This is a genomic window from Mesorhizobium sp. C264A, from assembly GCF_040324515.1.
In the GTDB taxonomy this organism is placed as follows: domain Bacteria; phylum Pseudomonadota; class Alphaproteobacteria; order Rhizobiales; family Rhizobiaceae; genus Mesorhizobium.
In genome coordinates, this window is the sequence record NZ_JAMYVY010000001.1 from 228838 (window position 1) to 244238 (window position 15401).

At 62.8% G+C, this 15401-nt stretch carries 16 protein-coding genes and 1 pseudogene; 5 read left to right on the forward strand and 12 right to left on the reverse strand.

Translation table 11 applies throughout. The features are described from left to right. Positions 1-217: 217 nt before the first annotated feature. Positions 218-856, forward strand: a complete 639-nt coding sequence (locus NKL04_RS01185) for an MBL fold metallo-hydrolase (RefSeq protein WP_023683724.1) — start codon at positions 218-220, stop codon at positions 854-856. Between the two features lie 66 nt (positions 857-922). Here the strand turns inward: NKL04_RS01185 and NKL04_RS01190 are convergent, their stop codons facing one another. The 3 genes from NKL04_RS01190 to NKL04_RS01200 form a co-directional block, all read right to left on the reverse strand. Then, on the reverse strand, positions 923-1348 hold the full coding sequence (locus NKL04_RS01190) for a BA14K family protein (RefSeq protein ID WP_023672020.1): 426 nt from the start codon (positions 1346-1348) through the stop codon (positions 923-925). A gap of 192 nt (positions 1349-1540) precedes the next feature. Beyond that, a complete protein-coding gene (locus NKL04_RS01195; protein ID WP_023672019.1) occupies positions 1541-1753 on the reverse strand; it encodes a cold-shock protein in 213 nt (70 codons plus the stop codon). 352 nt (positions 1754-2105) lie between these two features. Then, on the reverse strand, positions 2106-2318 hold the full coding sequence (locus tag NKL04_RS01200) for a cold-shock protein (protein ID WP_006202520.1): 213 nt from the start codon (positions 2316-2318) through the stop codon (positions 2106-2108). A gap of 484 nt (positions 2319-2802) precedes the next feature. Between NKL04_RS01200 and NKL04_RS01205 the strand changes: the two genes are divergently transcribed. Beyond that, positions 2803-3216: a Kazal-type serine protease inhibitor domain-containing protein gene (locus NKL04_RS01205; RefSeq protein WP_023672018.1), complete on the forward strand. Its 414-nt coding sequence runs from the start codon at positions 2803-2805 to the stop codon at positions 3214-3216. Between the two features lie 555 nt (positions 3217-3771). On the opposite strand, the gene NKL04_RS01210 is transcribed toward NKL04_RS01205, so the two are convergent. The 3 genes from NKL04_RS01210 to NKL04_RS01220 are packed head-to-tail and all read right to left on the reverse strand — an operon-like array spanning position 3772 to position 4479. Further along, positions 3772-3909 carry a hypothetical protein gene (locus tag NKL04_RS01210; protein ID WP_023683725.1) on the reverse strand — a complete coding sequence of 46 codons (138 nt, stop codon included), beginning with the start codon at positions 3907-3909 and terminating at the stop codon, positions 3772-3774. Positions 3910-3946: 37 nt separating this feature from the next. Then, complete coding sequence (locus NKL04_RS01215; protein ID WP_023672015.1) at positions 3947-4213, reverse strand: hypothetical protein; 267 nt, start codon at positions 4211-4213, stop codon at positions 3947-3949. Continuing rightward, a complete protein-coding gene (locus NKL04_RS01220; RefSeq protein WP_023701590.1) occupies positions 4210-4479 on the reverse strand; it encodes a hypothetical protein in 270 nt (89 codons plus the stop codon). The genes NKL04_RS01215 and NKL04_RS01220 overlap by 4 nt, the downstream gene beginning before the upstream one ends. 322 nt (positions 4480-4801) lie before the next feature. On the opposite strand from NKL04_RS01220, the gene NKL04_RS01225 reads away from it, so the two are divergent. Both NKL04_RS01225 and NKL04_RS01230 read left to right on the forward strand, forming a co-directional pair. Next, positions 4802-4984, forward strand: coding sequence for a hypothetical protein (locus NKL04_RS01225; RefSeq protein WP_023701592.1), 183 nt, complete (start codon positions 4802-4804; stop codon positions 4982-4984). 203 nt (positions 4985-5187) lie between these two features. Continuing rightward, the gene (locus tag NKL04_RS01230; RefSeq protein ID WP_023701593.1) at positions 5188-6822 is read left to right on the forward strand and encodes a tetratricopeptide repeat-containing sulfotransferase family protein; all 1635 of its coding nucleotides are present in this window, start codon (positions 5188-5190) and stop codon (positions 6820-6822) included. Between the two features lie 7 nt (positions 6823-6829). Here NKL04_RS01230 and NKL04_RS01235 read toward each other — a convergent pair whose 3' ends face one another. Together NKL04_RS01235 and NKL04_RS01240 are read right to left on the reverse strand one after the other, a co-directional pair. Then, entirely contained in the window at positions 6830-7183 is a 354-nt protein-coding gene (locus tag NKL04_RS01235) for a DUF1428 domain-containing protein (protein WP_023701594.1), read from the reverse strand. Positions 7184-7254: 71 nt separating this feature from the next. After that, complete coding sequence (locus NKL04_RS01240; protein ID WP_023705894.1) at positions 7255-7683, reverse strand: VOC family protein; 429 nt, start codon at positions 7681-7683, stop codon at positions 7255-7257. A 219-nt stretch (positions 7684-7902) separates the two neighbouring features. Here NKL04_RS01240 and NKL04_RS01245 point away from each other — a divergent pair, with 219 nt between their 5' ends. Then, positions 7903-8517, forward strand: a complete 615-nt coding sequence (locus NKL04_RS01245; RefSeq protein ID WP_023701596.1) for a glutathione S-transferase family protein — start codon at positions 7903-7905, stop codon at positions 8515-8517. A 49-nt stretch (positions 8518-8566) separates the two neighbouring features. Here NKL04_RS01245 and NKL04_RS01250 read toward each other — a convergent pair whose 3' ends face one another. The 4 genes and pseudogenes from NKL04_RS01250 to NKL04_RS01265 all read right to left on the reverse strand — a co-directional run bounded on the left by NKL04_RS01250 (position 8567) and on the right by NKL04_RS01265 (position 15317). Continuing rightward, positions 8567-8740, reverse strand: coding sequence for a hypothetical protein (locus tag NKL04_RS01250; RefSeq protein ID WP_023672009.1), 174 nt, complete (start codon positions 8738-8740; stop codon positions 8567-8569). Positions 8741-8887: 147 nt separating this feature from the next. Beyond that, a pseudogene (locus tag NKL04_RS01255) lies at positions 8888-10413 on the reverse strand (ABC-F family ATP-binding cassette domain-containing protein). Positions 10414-10752: 339 nt separating this feature from the next. Next, positions 10753-13929, reverse strand: a complete 3177-nt coding sequence (uvrB, locus tag NKL04_RS01260) for an excinuclease ABC subunit UvrB (protein WP_023701598.1) — start codon at positions 13927-13929, stop codon at positions 10753-10755. Between the two features lie 122 nt (positions 13930-14051). Continuing rightward, positions 14052-15317, reverse strand: coding sequence for a hypothetical protein (locus NKL04_RS01265; RefSeq protein ID WP_023701599.1), 1266 nt, complete (start codon positions 15315-15317; stop codon positions 14052-14054). Between the last annotated feature and the right edge of the window lie 84 nt (positions 15318-15401).

A 15401-nucleotide genomic window follows, 5' to 3' on the forward strand; every position in this document is an offset into this window, starting at 1 on the left:
TCACCGTTTCACGGCGAATGATCTAGTTTGTTGTTTTACGCAATTCCGGACGGAAAACCGCTTTACACTTTTCCTGGAATTGCTCGAGACTCAGGCTTCGTCAAATGGGCGGCCGTTGGGCCGCCCATTTCTGTTTTAGGACGGACTGTTTGCCTTTCAGCAGTGGACGGCCTTCGCCCGCGCCTCTACATCACGCTGGAACAGCGAAAGGACAATCATGGGTCAGCTCAATGCCGGCATCGTGCCGGTCACGCCTTTCCAGCAGAACTGCACCATCCTGTTCGACATGGATGACAAGCATGGCGTCGTCGTCGATCCGGGCGGCGACATCGACAAGGTGCTGGCGGTGCTGAAGGACAATGCGATCACCGCCGCTGCGATCTGGATCACCCATGGCCACATCGATCACGCCGGCGGCGCCATGGAGCTGAAGGAAGCACTCGGCATCGAGATCATCGGCCCGCACGAAGCCGACAAGCTATTGCTCGACAATCTCGAGAACCAGGGCCAGCGCTACGGCATTGCCGGGGCGCGCAACTGCGTGCCCGACCGGTTTCTCGCAGAGGGCGAGACGGTTTCGTTCGGCTCACATATGTTCGAGGTGCTGCACTGCCCCGGCCATGCGCCCGGCCATGTCGTATACTACAATCGCGCGGCGAAGTTCGCTCATGTCGGCGACGTGCTGTTTCGCGGCTCGGTCGGGCGCACCGACCTGCCGGGCGGCGACCATGCGGCGCTGATCGCCTCGATCAAGGACAAGCTTTTGCCGCTCGGTGACGAGATCGGCTTCATCTGCGGCCACGGCCCGGGTGGCCGCTTTGGCGAGGAAAGGCGGACCAATCCCTTCCTGACTTAGCGATGTCTTTCTGCCAAGAAAAAAGCGCTGGCCTTGCGGTCAGCGCTTTTTGTGGGACAGGGAAGCTCAATTCGCGACGCAGAAATGCTGCTCACCGTCATTGCCGGTGAACGTGCCGCTGCGGGCATTGAAGCTCCGGTAGCGGTCCGAGCAGTATTCGTACCAGTCGCGGGTCCACGGCTCGGCATAGCGGTCGGCATAGACGACCCGCGGTTCGGCATAGTAACGGCGCACCGGCGCCGGCCGCACTTCGCGGTAGTCGTAATCGTCGTCATAGCTGCTGTAGCGCGGCTGCGGGTTGCTCAGCGCACCGGCGATCAGAGCGCCGGCCGCAAGGCCGACGACACCGGCCGCAAGCGCGTCGCCATTATGATGACGACCATGGCCATGATGCCAGCGGTTCCAGTCCTTGGCATTGGCGGCAGGCAAGGTGGCGAGGGTGGTCGCGGCCAGAGCGGCGCCCAGGATGGCGGTCTTGAAAATGCGATTCATTTTGGTCTCCTTCGTGCCGGCCCGGATAGTTTTCGGGGATGCGGTCCAGCCTAGGGGACGATTAATAGAAGACCGTGGCTGAACGGGGGCTGAACGGAATTGGCTGATACGATCCAGTTCTTGCGGCAAAACCAAGCGCGTACGCAAGGCGCTCCGCCTCGTCAATCTCCGTCCGGACTGTCTTGAGCCAGCTTAGCCGACCGACAGGTTGACGGCCTTCGGACCCTTGCCGCGCTTGTCCGGCTCGGTGTCGAATGTCACTTTCTGTCCATCCTCCAGACCGGAAAGACCCGAAGCCTGCACGGCCGAAATATGAACGAAGACATCCTTCTGCCCGTCGTCGGGCGTAATGAAGCCGAAGCCTTTGGCATGATTGAAGAATTTGACGGTGCCGGTCTGCGGCATGGGAAGCTCCCTTTGATCCCATAAAGTCCAGTTTCGGGCCGGCAAATGCCCGAAGGGAAATTTGTCCTTTATTTTAGCGCTATCGGCAAGAGAAAGTTTTGGCGACGGCGGCAACGCTGAAGGCTGGTCAAATAGATCGTGGCACCGAAGGCAATTCGCGCCAGACGATTGCTCCGGCGATCAGCCACGGCATTGACCGATAAAGCGTCCTTTGCCTCCGGCGACGGCGGTCATGAAAAAGGCGCAACGGGAAACGTCGCGCCTTCGAAACTCTGGACGGCTGACAAAGCCGGTTCAAACACGCTTTAGGTGCTTTTTCGAGCGCCCTGACGGGCGCGCGGGCACCGCCGGTTCAGGCCGCGCGGAGGTTGACCGCCTTCGGACCCTTGCCCATGCGGTCGGGTTCAACGTCGAAGGTGACCTTCTGGCCGTCGACGAGGGTACGCAGGCCCGAGGCCTCGATCGCGGAAATGTGGACGAACACATCCTTGGCGCCGCCGTCGGGCGTGATGAAGCCGAAGCCTTTGGTCGCGTTGAAGAATTTAACGGTGCCGGTCTGGGCCATTGGGGAAACTCCTTCACCCGTGTCAGTCTTATGGTTTGCCCGCCGCCTGGCATCGTGGGCAAGTCCCGGTGGTTGCTTCGGCAGTCCTGCATTTGCGCATGGTAAAACCCCCCGCCGAAAATGGGGCCGTCAGAGATTCACAGTATCGGGGAAAGGTCGTCCAAAACGTTCCGCTCTCCGGGTCGCAAATGCCCGAACACAAAATTTATCGCACGGAAACGTGATCGTTGCAAGATAGCGCCGCGGGCCGCGTCCATCGACGCATCCCAACGAAGGCGCTTCGATAAACCTGGGTTCTTAAGAGTTCATCAGCCAGAGCCCGGCCACGCATGGTCCAGCGGTTTGGTCCAGGGCCAAAGCAATGCGCGGGCCGGGCATCGCATGGCTCCCGCGCCGCAAACGGGGGTTGCATTTGGCAAGGGAATGGCGAGGATCGACAGGCGCGTTTTGCGCCGGGGACGGGGGTCTCGAGGGAGGCATATTCATGAGATTTCTTGCGACGATCTTCTCGCGCCAGGGTTTTACTATTCTCTTCCTGTCGGGTCTTCTTGCGGCCTGCACCGTCGTCGTCGATGACGGGCCGGGACCACGTCCGCGCCCGCCACGGCCGGAACCGGAATTCTGCACCAGGCAATACGAGCCGGTCTGCGCGCGGCGCGGCGGTGACCGCCAGACCTTCGCCAATGCCTGCCTTGCCGAACGGGAAGGCTACCGCATCGTTCGCGACGGCCCTTGCCGCGACGGCGGCGGTGGTGGCGGTGGTGGCGAAGAGCCGACATTCTGCACGCGCGAATACGCCCCGGTCTGCGCCCGCCGCCATGGCGAGCTGCGCACCTTTCCCAACGCCTGCGAGGCCCGTGCCGCCGACTACCGCGTCGTCGAGGACGGCCCCTGCTGATTTTTCCTTCTCCCCTGTCGGGTGAGTCCGCCGGAGGCGAATTCACCGTCCCACTGGCACGATAAAAAAGGCGGCGAATGCCGGGACCCTGCGAAGCAGCGGGGACCGGGCGGGTGGACCGGACCACCCTTGGTCCTTCGCAGGCTCAGGGCGTTCGAAACTCGAAAAGCCAACAATTGGCTTTTCGTCTGCTGCGCGGACCGCTTCTCACCCCCAAGGGAGAAGGCAAGGTCGCGGATCGGAGTGGTTGCCTACGCCGAATACGCCCCGTCGGCCGGGCCGGCATAAAGCTCTGCGCCGTCCTCGTCGCAAATGCGCAGACGGTCGGGGATCTGCGGCATGGCGAGGCTGTGGAACAGCGCGGTGGCGCCCTGCAGGGCGGCGCGCAGGTTCGGCGCGTCCAGCGATACCTTGTCGAGCGTGGCTTCGTCGACGTCGCGCGAGCGGCTCGACGAAGAACGTCAAGCAAGCCTCCGTTGCAGAGTTTTGGGCGAGATCGTCAGTCCGAGATCGTCAGTCCATTGCCGGCAGGTGCGCCAGGCGCGCCCTGCCTGGTCAGCCCTTCGACTTCGGCTTCAGGCTGCTCTCTGCCTGCTTGACCGAGGAACCGAACGGGGAGGCGGCCTTGGCCACCACCTTGTCTTTCTTGGGCTTGCGCGTTTCGCGATTGCTGCGCTGCTGACCCTTGGCCATCTGTCTGCTCCTTCGTACGTGCTGGGTGGGTGCGGTGTCAGACTGCCTGGCTGTCGGGGACAGCCGGGGCGTCCGCTACTTCGAGGTTGTCTTCCGTGGTGACCCGCTCATAGGTCTCCTCCTCGCTGCGGATGCGATATTGCGGCGAGCCATCCTTGACCGGCAATCTGCTCTTGATCTGAAACAGCTCGGCGGTCTTCTGGGCGAGCCCGCTGCGGCTCTTCATGCGCACGGTCTGGCCGATGGCGAAGAGGTGCGAGGGCGTGTCGGTGCGCGGACGCGCATTCTGCTGGAAGCGGATCATGCTGCGTTCTCCTGGTCGCGCCTCAGCGCTGTTTCGAGTTCGAGGTAGTCGATGGCGACAAGCTGGCTGGTGGCCGGGTTCTTCACCGCCCTTGCCGGCAAATGGATGAAGGTGGCGACGCGACGCCAGGCAAGCCGCGACATGCCCTCGATCAGCTCTTCGTCGTGATCGATGTCATAGTCGCCGGCCGGCAGTTGCCCTTCCAGCCCGCTAAGCACGAAGGGTGCCGCGAAATGGGCGATGGAACGGGTGGTGCGATCCGGCATTGGCTTGGCTCTGGTTCGTCGATGCTTTCCGGCATCAACCGGGAACTCAACCATCGGCGATTGGAATGAGTTTGGCGGGTCGAGTATCTCCGACGCCGCTATATGCCAAGCTTGACCCAAAAACGATCTCAGATCAATAATCCGAAATTGTTGGTTATTCAAGCTGATTTCCGCCGCGGCTCGACCGGTATAAAAAATTTCTCGTATAAACCCCTAATAAATCTGCTATTGTGGAACAATATCAGCCAATTTCTTATTTAGAGAGCATCGGAATAATTATTCCTGTGCCCCTAAGATTATTTTTTACGAAAGGCAAAAATATATGAGATTCATGAAAACGCCGGATAGTCCGACCGCAACAATCGAGCCAATCGTCCTCTTCCCCAAGGCAATATCAGTGCGCCTGACGATAAGAAGCGACGAAGCGGCACGGCGCAAGATTGCCGACACCGACGGCACGCTACGGCGGGAGCGCCGGCTCGCCGAGAGCCACCGGCTGATTTGAACGCTACATTTTCCTGGAATTCCTCTAGAGTTTCGAAGAGGTCCGCGCCCTTGGCGAGCCCACTCTTCCCTTGAACCTGCAGCGCCGATGGCCTAGATCGCGGCAAGCGGACAAAACACGGCAGGTTTCCCATCAACAGAGATCAGAGAAGAGCGGCGGGTGCTGGAGCTGGCGGACAGGCGCCGCTGGGCCTCGACCAATATGTGCAGCAGGCGCTGCAGCTGCATCAGGCCGGGCGCCGGCAGGAGGCCGAGACGCTGTACCGGCAGGTGCTGGCGCGCAAGGCCAATCACCCGGCAGCGGCGCATTTCCTGGGCCTGTTGCTGCACCAGACCGGGCGCAGCCCCGAAGGGCTGGAGCTGATCGAGCAGTCTGTGCGTCTGCAGCCGAAGAATCCCGATTTCCTCAACAATCTCGGCACGGTGATGCGCGATCTCGGCCGCGTTGCCGCGTCCGCCGATTTCTTCCGCGGCGCGGTCGATCTCAAGCCCGACCAGCTCGCGGCACGCGACAATCTGGGTTCGGCGTTGAAACAGCTCGGCCAGTTCGAGGCTGCGGAGGACATCTATCGCGGCACAATCGGGCGCAATCCCTTCCATGTCCGCGCCCGCATCGGGCTTGCCGAAACGTTGCAGGAAGCCGGTCGTCTGGATGAGGCGCTGGCGACCTTTCGCGAGGCGCTGACGATCCGGCCCAAGGATGCCGACCTGTTGCATGGGCTCGGCGTCGGGCTGATGGAAAAAGGCAAGCTCGATGAAGCGGCAGACCTGTTTCGGCAGGCGTTGGCGATCACGCCAGGCATGGCAAAGGCCTGGCTGATGCTGACGCAGGTCAAGCGCCAGAAGGAGCGCGACGCCGAACTCGCCGGCATGGAGGCCCAGCATGCCAAGGCGCCGGCCGACAGCCTGGCGCGCATGCAGCTGTCCTTCGGTCTCGGCAAGGCCAATGACGATTTGAAGGACTACAACAGGGCCTTCGACTATTTCGCTGAAGGCAATGCGATCCGCCGCAAGGGCATCGATTATGATCCGGTCAGGACGCGGGCCGAATTCGAGGCGATGAAGACGGTGTTCAACGCCGGCTTTTTCGAAAAGCACAAGCCAAGTGCAATCTCCGACGACACCCCGATTTTCGTCGTCGGCATGCCGCGCTCCGGCACCACGCTGGTCGAACAGATCATCGCCAGCCATCCACAAGTCTATGGCGCGGGCGAGCTCAGCATGTTGAAAACCGCGGTCGGCAAGCAATTTCCGCTGACCATGCCGGGAGGTTTCCCCTGGGGACTGGTCGATGTATCCGACGCGGAGTTTGCGGAGGCGGGCCAAGCCTATCTCGACATGCTGCATGAGCGCTATCCCAACTTCAGGCATGTCACCGACAAGATGCCCGGCAACTTCCTGCTCATCGGCTTCATCCATATGATGCTGCCGAAAGCCAAGATCATCCATTGCGCGCGCGATGCGGCGGCGACCTGCCTTTCGATCTACAAGGTGCATTTCCGCGGCGACAACCACCGCTACGGCTATGATCTGGGCGAGCTCGCCGATTTCCACAATATCTACACCGACATCATGGCGCATTGGCACGATGTTCTGCCGGGCGTCGTGCATAACGTGCGTTACGAGGATTTCGTGGCCGACCAAGAGGGACAGACGCGGGCGCTGATCGGGCATCTCGGCCTGTCCTGGGACGACAAGGCGCTGTCGTTCCACGAGACCGACCGCCCGGTGCGCACGGCCTCGGCCGCGCAGGTGCGCCAGCCGATGTATCGGGGCTCGGTCGATCTCTGGAAGCGCTATGGCGACAGGTTGAAGCCGCTGCTGGACAAGCTGGCCTGAGCAGCGGCTAAAGCTCGATGAAGGGCTGGAAGCCGCCGAAGATCATGCGCTTCATATCGAAGGGCATGGGCCCCAAATCGGGTGTCAAACGGGGATCGGCCATCACCTTGGCCATTACCGCGTCGCGGCTTTGCCTGGACGAATAGACGGCCCAATCAAAGACGACGATCTCGTCGTCTTTTGCCTGAACGGCACGCGGAAACGAGGTCAACTCACCATAGGGCACGTCGTCGGCGGTACATTCGACATAGGCGAGCGCTCCGTGTTCCTTCCATATCGGGCCTGCGAGGTTGGCCAGCTTCTTGTAGTCATCGATATTTGCCTTCGGCACGGCGAGCACGAAACCATCGACATAGGACATTGGGTTTTCCTTGGAGTATCTCACAAAGCTCCTTACCGGCGTCAGCCGGTGAGGAGCTTTGTCAGCGGTGGTCAGTCTTTCTTCGCCGGCGCGTTCATCGCCCATTCGACCCCGAAGGGATCGCGCATGTTGCCCCACTGGTCGCCCCAGAACATCAGCTGCAGCGGCACTGCGACTTCGCAGCCGGCATCGACCGCGCGCTTCCACCAGCCATCGATCTCGTCGGCGCCGAGATGGAGCTGCATGGTATAGCCCTGCGGCTTGACGGCAGGCATGCCGTTTTCGGGGTAGAAATCGGAAATCATCAGCGTCGAGCCGTTGATGTGGAGATGGATGTGCATGGTGCGGCCCTGCTCATCGGGCGGATAGAAGAACACCTGCTCGGCGCCGAAGGCCTTCTTGTAGAATTCGGCGGCCTTGAAGGCGCCGTCCAGCTGCAGATAGGGGGTCAATCCACCGAGAACTTTCGCGGCCGGCTGAATGGGGGTCTGGTCGGTCATGTCTTGTTCCTCTTTGGGTTTGGTCTGGGCGCTGGTCTGGCCTTTGCGAACCTCAGGACGAACGAGGCGGCGGCAATCCTACATGTCTGATGCGATTTTTTGGGCCGATGCGATTTTTGGGGTGAAATGAACTTGCGTCGGCGGCGCCCAATCAGAGCGCAATCCTCGGTATGAGCAGGCTAGAAAAGGGGACTGCTTCTCCAACCCGCTGAGACGACAATGATCCTCTATTACCAGACCCATTCGCCCTTTGCGCGCAAGGCGCTCGTCTTCGCCCATGAGGTCGGGCTTGCCGACCGGCTCGAGGTCATTCATCACGAGACCAGCCCGACCTTGCGCAATGCCCGTGTCTACGCCGAAAACCCGCTCGGCAAGGTGCCGGTGCTGCTGCGGCCGGATGCGCCGCCGCTCTTCGATTCCGATGTCATCTGCGCCTATCTCGATACGCTGCATGACGGCCGCAAATTGCTGCCGCAGGACGGCGAAGCGCGCTGGCAGGCGTTGCGGCTGCAGGCGGTCGCCCAAGGCCTGGCGCAGACGGGCATAGGCCTGCGCTGGGAGACGGAAAGGCGGCCCGAACAGTTGCGCTATGCAGCGCTTGCCGAAGGCTGCCGGGAAAAAATCGAGGCCAGCTATGACTGGATCGAAAGCGCGCTGGACGACGAGACACCGCTCCATGTCGGCCATATAGCGCTTGCCACCACGCTGTCCTGGATGGCGTTCCGCCAGCTGCCGTCCTTTCGCGCGCGGGCGCGGCTGACGCGCTGGTTCGAGGCGTTCGAAAAGCGTCGATCGATGCAGGCGACGCCGCTGTCGGGCGATACGCATGACTGAGCAACGGTCGCCCCGCGGCGGCCTGCATCGATCTTTCCCGACCGCATGGTCAGGGCGCCCTGCAGATCCGCGGGCCGTTTTGCGCGTCGATGAGGATTTCCGGCCAGCCGATATCCTTGCGCAGTTCGATCGGCAGGGCCAGAAGCTCGCGCTCGCTGCGATAGCGGGCGCGGTTCTGTGCGTAACGGGCGGCGACGCGGCCTATGGATGACAGGATGGACATGATGCGTTCTCCTCAGATGAAGCCGGCATCATCGTGTCGGCATCCCAAGGACGCAGCAGGTTCAGGCGATCCGACAGAGCGCTGAAAATATTCTGGGAGATGTGAAACCATGGGCCGCAACACAGTGCGGCCCATGGTGGTAGTTCCTCAGCCCGCCGTTTCAGCCACTGAGCGGAAGAAATCCTGGGGTCTTCGACTTCGGTCAGCTTCCGCTTGTCGATCAGCCAGAAGCGGTTGCCGATGGCGCGGATGAAGGAACGGTCGTGCGAGGCGAGCACACAGCTCGCCTGGTGCTTGAGCAGTTCCTCCTCCAGCGCTTCCTGGCCGTCGATGTCGAGATGGTTGGTCGGCTCGTCGAGCAGGTAGAAGTTGGGGTTGGCGAGTCTCAGCGCCAGCATCATCAGCCGCGCCTTCTGGCCGCCGGACAGCACGCCGATCTTCTTCTCCTGCATCTCAATGACAACGCCGGCGCCGGCAAGCAGCGAACGGGCGCGCTGCTCGCCGACATCGTAGCGGCGCGAGACCATGGCCAGCGGCGTGTCGTCGCCACTGATGCCGGCCAGCGCCTGGTCGCTGTAACCGAGCGCCGTCGACGGCGTCACCTTGACGTTCGGCACCGTGTCAGGCTCGGAGATGGCATTGCGGATCAGGTTGACGAAACGCGACTTGCCGACGCCGTTGCGGCCGAGCAGCACGATGCGATCGCCCTGGCAGATGTGGCGCTTGCCGGTCTTGAACAGCAGCATGCCGTCCGGCGTTTCCACCGTGGCGTCGTCCAGCGTAATCAGCACCTTGGCATGGGTGCCGCGGTTGGCCAGCCGGATCGCGCCGGCTGATTTCTCGCGATGCGCCGATACCGCGGCGTCTTCCAGCTTCTCCGCCCGTTCCCTGAGTTGCTTGGTCTTCACCGTCAAAAGGTCGCTGCCGGAATTGATGCCGATGTTGTTGAGCTTGGCGGCCTGCTTGCGCAGTTGCTGCGCCACCTTCATGTCGCGCTCGAACCGGCGCGCCGTCGAAGCGTCCAGGTCGTCGAGCGCTTGCCTCGCCCTGGAATAGGGCAGTGCAAACACCGGCGAGTCCTCCGGGCGCAAGAACAGCGTGCGGTTGGTGACGGCGTCGAGAAAGGCGCGGTCGTGACTGGCGATGACCACCGGCACCTCGCGAGGCAGGGCGTTCAGCCAGCTTTCCAGCTGGCTGATCTTGGCGAGGTCGAGATGGTTGGTGGGCTCGTCGAGCAAAAGCACATCGGGGTCGGTGACCCAGACGGGGGCAATCAGCGCCAGCCGCTGCCATCCGCCGCTCAGCGCCTGCATCGGCCGTTCGCGCATCGGCTCGGGCACGTCGAGCGAATCCAGCGCCACGTCGACCCGCCACATCTCGCTGTCGGCCTGCCCCGCCGGCAAGGCGTCGGCCACCACCTGGTGGAAGCTGCGGCCGAGAAGGGCAGGAGGAACGGATTGTTCGACATGGCCGACGCGCAGGCCGCGCGTGCGGGAAATGTCGCCGGAGGTCGGCTCCATTGCGCCGGTCAGGCACTTCAGCAAGGTCGACTTGCCACGGCCATTGGCGGCAACGATGCCGAGCCGGTCGCCGGCGCCGATGGTGAGGTCGAGATTGGAAAACAGCGGCGCACTCATGGTGACGCCGAGGGATTTGAGGCTGATCAGGGCCATTGCGATTTCTCTGGTCTTGCCGGAGACAACTCCGGATGCACTTTGACGGTGTGCTTGCCGGCCGTCAGGCTCAGCTTTGCGCACCACGAAGGGCAGACCAAAAAATCGAAACGGGAAAAAACCCGTGATGTCCCTGGTCAGCCCTGCAAGCGAACTCGCAGGGCCGAAATCGGGCCACGCTGACGATGGTGATCGATAGACACGCAGCCCTCCTTTCAAGACAAAACTTTGAGTGTGTGGAGCGATTACACCAAAGGCGGGGGTGGAGGCAAGTGGCGACGGATGCGGCGGTGGTGGAGCGCTCTTCCCTTCTCCCACAAGGGGAGAAGGAAAGAGGTGCTATTTCCCCGGCCGCCCCGTCTTGCCCGGCCGGCGCTTTTCGCGGCGGGCGTCGCCTGGGTCTTCGTAGGAGCCGATGCCGGCGCGCTGGCGAACGAATGGTTTTGGGGAATCGTCGCGTTCCTTCGCGCCCCCCTCTGCCCTGCCGGGCATCTCCCCCACTCGGGGGGAGATTGGCTGGGGCTTGGCCGGCACTTTCCCTTCGACCGGCTTTTCCGTGCGCCGCACGGTCATCTCGTCGAGCGAATTCTTCTTGAACAGTGGCTTGGTGGCGCCGCCCGGAATGCCGAAGTCGGAGCCGTGCGCTTCCTGCGCCGACTGTTTCTTGAACAGCGAGCGCGACACCGCGCCTGACGGTGTCGGCATGTCGGTACCAGGCCCCATATCGTCGATCGACGGCTTGGCAAACAGCGGTTTCTTCACCGGCACGGCGCCGTCGGCGCCCATTTCGTCGAGCGCCGGCTTGCGGAAGAGGTTGGACCGGGCAGCCCTGGCCGCCTCTTCGGCGGCACGTGCCTCATCGAACTTGCGGAACCGCTCCTGTTCCTCAGCCGTACGGTGCTTGGCCACGCCCTTGTTGTGCTTGCCCTTCTCGCGGCCCGAAACCGGGCTTTCCATGTCGGCATATTTGGCCAGCGGGTCTTCCGCGATCGACAGTTCCATTTCGCGCAGCCGCTTGATCTCGTCACGGATGCGGGCGGCCTTCTCGAAGTCGAGATTGGCGGCGGCGTCGCGCATCTGCTTTTCCATGGCGTCGAGATGAGCCTTGAGATTGTTGCCCATCATCGCACCGGCGCCGTCGGTGAACTGCGAGATATCGGCGCGGACATGGTCCTTCTCGTAGACCGAGTCCAGAATGTCGGAGATGCGCGACTTCACCGATTCCGGGGTGATGCCGTTGGCCGCGTTCCATTCCATCTGCTTTTCGCGGCGGCGGTTGGTCTCGGCCATCGCCCGCTCCATCGAGCCGGTGACCTGGTCGGCATAGAGGATGACCTTGCCGTCGACGTTGCGGGCGGCGCGACCGATGGTCTGGATCAGCGACGTCTCGGAGCGCAGGAAGCCCTCCTTGTCGGCGTCGAGGATGGCGACGAAACCGCATTCAGGAATGTCGAGGCCTTCGCGCAGCAGGTTGATGCCGACCAGCACGTCGAAAGCGCCGAGGCGGAGATCGCGCAGAATTTCGATGCGCTCCAGCGTGTCGATGTCGGAGTGCATGTAGCGAACGCGCACGCCTTGCTCATGCAAATATTCGGTCAGGTCTTCGGCCATGCGCTTGGTCAAAACGGTGACCAGCGTGCGGTAGCCGGCGGCCGTGGTGTCGCGGATTTCGCCGACGACATCGTCGACCTGGCTTTTCGCCGGGCGGACTTCGACCGGCGGATCGATCAGGCCGGTCGGGCGGATGACCTGCTCGGCGAACACGCCGCCGGCCTGTTCCATCTCCCAGGCGCCGGGTGTCGCAGAAACCGCGACGGAGAGCGGTCGCATGGCGTCCCATTCCTCGAAGCGCAGCGGACGGTTGTCCATGCAGGAGGGCAGGCGAAAACCATACTCCGCCAGCGTCGCCTTGCGCCGAAAGTCGCCACGATACATGCCGCCGATCTGCGGCACGGTGACGTGGCTTTCGTCGATGAAAACCAGCGCATTGTCCGGGATATATTCGAACAATGTCGGCGGCGGATCGCCCGGCTGGCGTCCCGTGAGATAGCGCGAATAGTTCTCGATGCCGGCGCAGGAGCCGGTGGCTTCCAGCATCTCAAGATCGAAGCGGCAGCGCTGTTCGAGCCGCTGTGCCTCCAGCAGGCGGCCGGCGCGCTCGAGCTCGACCAGCCGGTGCTTGAGCTCCTCCTTGATCGACTTGATCGCCTGGTTGAGCGTTGGACGCGGCGTCACATAGTGCGAGTTGGCGTAGATCTTGACGCTCTTCAGCTCGCCGGTCTTCTGGCCGGTGAGCGGATCGAATTCGGTGATCGCCTCGATCTCGTCGCCGAACATCGAGATGCGCCAGGCGCGGTCCTCAAGGTGGGCCGGGAAGATTTCGATCGTGTCGCCGCGCACGCGGAACGAGCCGCGCACGAAATTGATGTCCTGGCGCTTGTACTGCTGGGCGACGAGGTCGGCGAGCAGCGCCCGTTGGTCGAGCCGATCGCCGATCTGCATCTGGAAGGTCATCGCCGTATAGGTCTCGACCGAGCCGATACCGTAAATGCAGGACACCGAAGCGACGATGATGACGTCGTCGCGCTCGAGCAGCGAGCGGGTCGCCGAATGCCGCATGCGGTCGATCTGCTCGTTGATCGAGGATTCCTTCTCGATGAAGGTGTCGGTGCGCGGAACGTAGGCTTCCGGCTGGTAGTAGTCGTAGTAGGAGACGAAATACTCGACCGCATTGTCGGGGAAGAATTTCTTGAACTCGGAATAGAGCTGCGCGGCCAGCGTTTTGTTGGGCGCCAGGATCAAAGCAGGGCGCTGCGTCTGCTCGATCACCTTGGCCATGGTGAAGGTTTTGCCGGAGCCGGTGACGCCGAGCAGCACCTGCGTGCGGTCATTGTTATCGACGCCCTCGACAAGATCCTTGATGGCGGTCGGCTGGTCGCCGGCCGGCTCGAAATCCGACACCATCTTGATGGCGATGCCGCCTTCGGATTTTTCCGGGCGGGCAGGGCGGTGCGGCGTCCACAGCACGCCGTCCTTGTGCAAGGGGTTGCCGGATTCGATCAGCGCCGACAGCGCCGCGACCGTGGCGGTGACGCTGCCCGAGGCCATGGTCTCGGCGTCTTCCAGCGAGATGTCGAGGCCGGCGACCGGATTGAGGCCGGCTGCGGTGCGTTCGCGGGCCGTGGCCGCGCCGCCCATCGAGGTGCCGCGCGAACTGCGGCCGGGCGCAGCGGACCGCTCCGGGATCTTTTTCGCGGACTTTGGCGATCTACCATCGCTCTTACCGGTGAGACGGCCTTCCTTCTCGGCCTCCTGCTCGATCTGCTCGGCCCAGTCGGCAATCGAGCCGCTCAGCGGCGCGCCGGTGAAGTCGGCCTGCGGCGCCTCGGCGAAGCCGCCTCTGTGCAGAGGCTCCGAGGCATCGAGGAAATCGGTCAGCGGGCTGCGCCGCTTCGGCGGCGAAGCGCCGTTGTCACCCGCCGGAGACGGTGTCTTTTTGTCAGGGAGTTTGGCCATGCCCCAAATATGGGCAGAGTCCGCCAAAATGGAAAGAGTGCAGTGGCGAAGGGCGCTAAGCGGGTCGAAGCTCCTGACACAAGGGTGTCAGGAGCTGTGTTACGCGAAGCCAGGCCGCCTGCTCAATTGAACCACAGCGCGAAGGTCAAAAACCCACCGCCACCGAACTGGCGCTGGATCTGGTCGAACTCGCCGCTGGTCACGATCTCACCGCTCTCGAGGTAGGGCGCGATGGCCGGGCCGGTAATCGACAGCACGAGGTCGAAAGGCTTCGGTTCTTCGAAGAAACGCTTCATGTTGATGCCCTGGCCGGTGCCGGCCGTGATGCGGAAATGCGGCAGCAGCTTGCGGCCTTCCAAAAGGTCTTCGGCCATGGTCAGAGTGGCGAGCCAGGCCTCGACCTGCTCCTCGCCGACTTCGAGCCCGGTGAGCGGGTTCTCGCCCTTCTGCTGCGGTCCCGGCAGCCATTCGCGGTCATTGTCGGTCTCGGCGCGGATCGCCTTCCAGTCCTCGCGCGACAGCCGGATGATTTCGAGCAGATGGCGGCGCGCCGCTTGACGGCGCTCGGGCTCGACCACCGACCAGTTGACGAGGTGAACCATGGAGATGAAATCCGCGATGCGCCATTCCGATGAGAAGATGCTGCTGCCCATGTCGCCGGCGGGAGGCACGAGAATGTCCTGCAGCGGCAGTTTGGCGCGCGGAAACAGCATGTGGAACGAGCCGTCGAACATGGTCCTGAAATCATGCGCCAGCCAGAAATCGGCCTGCGCCATCAGGAATTCGGCATAGCCCTGCAGCCAGAAACCGTCGGCGCGGTCGAAGCGGAATGTGAGCGAGGAAGCGGCGCCGTCCGACGAGATACCGCCGCGCGACAGCGAGGCCATGATGGCGGCCATGCTTTCATCCGGCGCGATGGCGCCGTCTTCGTTGAGATCGATGCCGGCATGGGTGAGGTCGACGACCATGCCGATATCGGCATCGGCGGGTACCGAGCCCAGAGTGGCCGCGGATGTCTCCAGCCGGTCGCGGAAGGCGACCAGAATGGCGCGGAACTGCTCATAGGTCAGCGGTTCGGGATCGGGATTGTCCGGAATCGGCAGCCGCATCAGCGGCAGCATGAAGGATTGCGGGCTTTCGAACCCGTGGCGGTGCAGACCGCCGGCGAGGATTTCCAGCGCGGTGAAGAATTCGCCGGCGCCGGCGGCATAGGCTGACGCCGGATCGCCTTTCGCTGCAGACTCAAGCGTTGTGAGCGCACGGTTGCGCTCGGTCACCGTTTTGGCCTCGAACAAAGCGGTTGCCGCTTCGGGCGCGGCGGCGCGGGCCGAAGATAGCGGCAGCAACAGGAGGAAGGCGGACGCCAGCAGGCCTGCAAAACGTGTCATCTCATCCCTCCACTATGCGATGCGCAGACATTACACGCATTTGGCGCCGTGTCTGCCGGCGGCAGTGTTTCAAGGACTGACGGT

Coding starts and splice junctions, on each gene's coding strand:
- NKL04_RS01195 (WP_023672019.1), bottom strand. CDS start 1,753: ATGCCGCAGACCGGCACCGTCAAATTCTTCAATCATGCCAAAGGCTTC.
- NKL04_RS01225 (WP_023701592.1), top strand. CDS start 4,802: ATGAGATTCATGAAAACGCCGGATAGTCCGACCGCAACAATCGAGCCA.
- NKL04_RS01235 (WP_023701594.1), bottom strand. CDS start 7,183: ATGTCCTATGTCGATGGTTTCGTGCTCGCCGTGCCGAAGGCAAATATC.
- NKL04_RS01250 (WP_023672009.1), bottom strand. CDS start 8,740: ATGTCCATCCTGTCATCCATAGGCCGCGTCGCCGCCCGTTACGCACAG.
- uvrB (WP_023701598.1), bottom strand. CDS start 13,929: ATGGCCAAACTCCCTGACAAAAAGACACCGTCTCCGGCGGGTGACAAC.
- NKL04_RS01190 (WP_023672020.1), bottom strand. CDS start 1,348: ATGAATCGCATTTTCAAGACCGCCATCCTGGGCGCCGCTCTGGCCGCG.
- NKL04_RS01205 (WP_023672018.1), top strand. CDS start 2,803: ATGAGATTTCTTGCGACGATCTTCTCGCGCCAGGGTTTTACTATTCTC.
- NKL04_RS01185 (WP_023683724.1), top strand. CDS start 218: ATGGGTCAGCTCAATGCCGGCATCGTGCCGGTCACGCCTTTCCAGCAG.
- NKL04_RS01245 (WP_023701596.1), top strand. CDS start 7,903: ATGATCCTCTATTACCAGACCCATTCGCCCTTTGCGCGCAAGGCGCTC.
- NKL04_RS01240 (WP_023705894.1), bottom strand. CDS start 7,683: ATGACCGACCAGACCCCCATTCAGCCGGCCGCGAAAGTTCTCGGTGGA.
- NKL04_RS01265 (WP_023701599.1), bottom strand. CDS start 15,317: ATGACACGTTTTGCAGGCCTGCTGGCGTCCGCCTTCCTCCTGTTGCTG.
- NKL04_RS01220 (WP_023701590.1), bottom strand. CDS start 4,479: ATGCCGGATCGCACCACCCGTTCCATCGCCCATTTCGCGGCACCCTTC.
- NKL04_RS01200 (WP_006202520.1), bottom strand. CDS start 2,318: ATGGCCCAGACCGGCACCGTTAAATTCTTCAACGCGACCAAAGGCTTC.
- NKL04_RS01210 (WP_023683725.1), bottom strand. CDS start 3,909: ATGGCCAAGGGTCAGCAGCGCAGCAATCGCGAAACGCGCAAGCCCAAG.
- NKL04_RS01215 (WP_023672015.1), bottom strand. CDS start 4,213: ATGATCCGCTTCCAGCAGAATGCGCGTCCGCGCACCGACACGCCCTCG.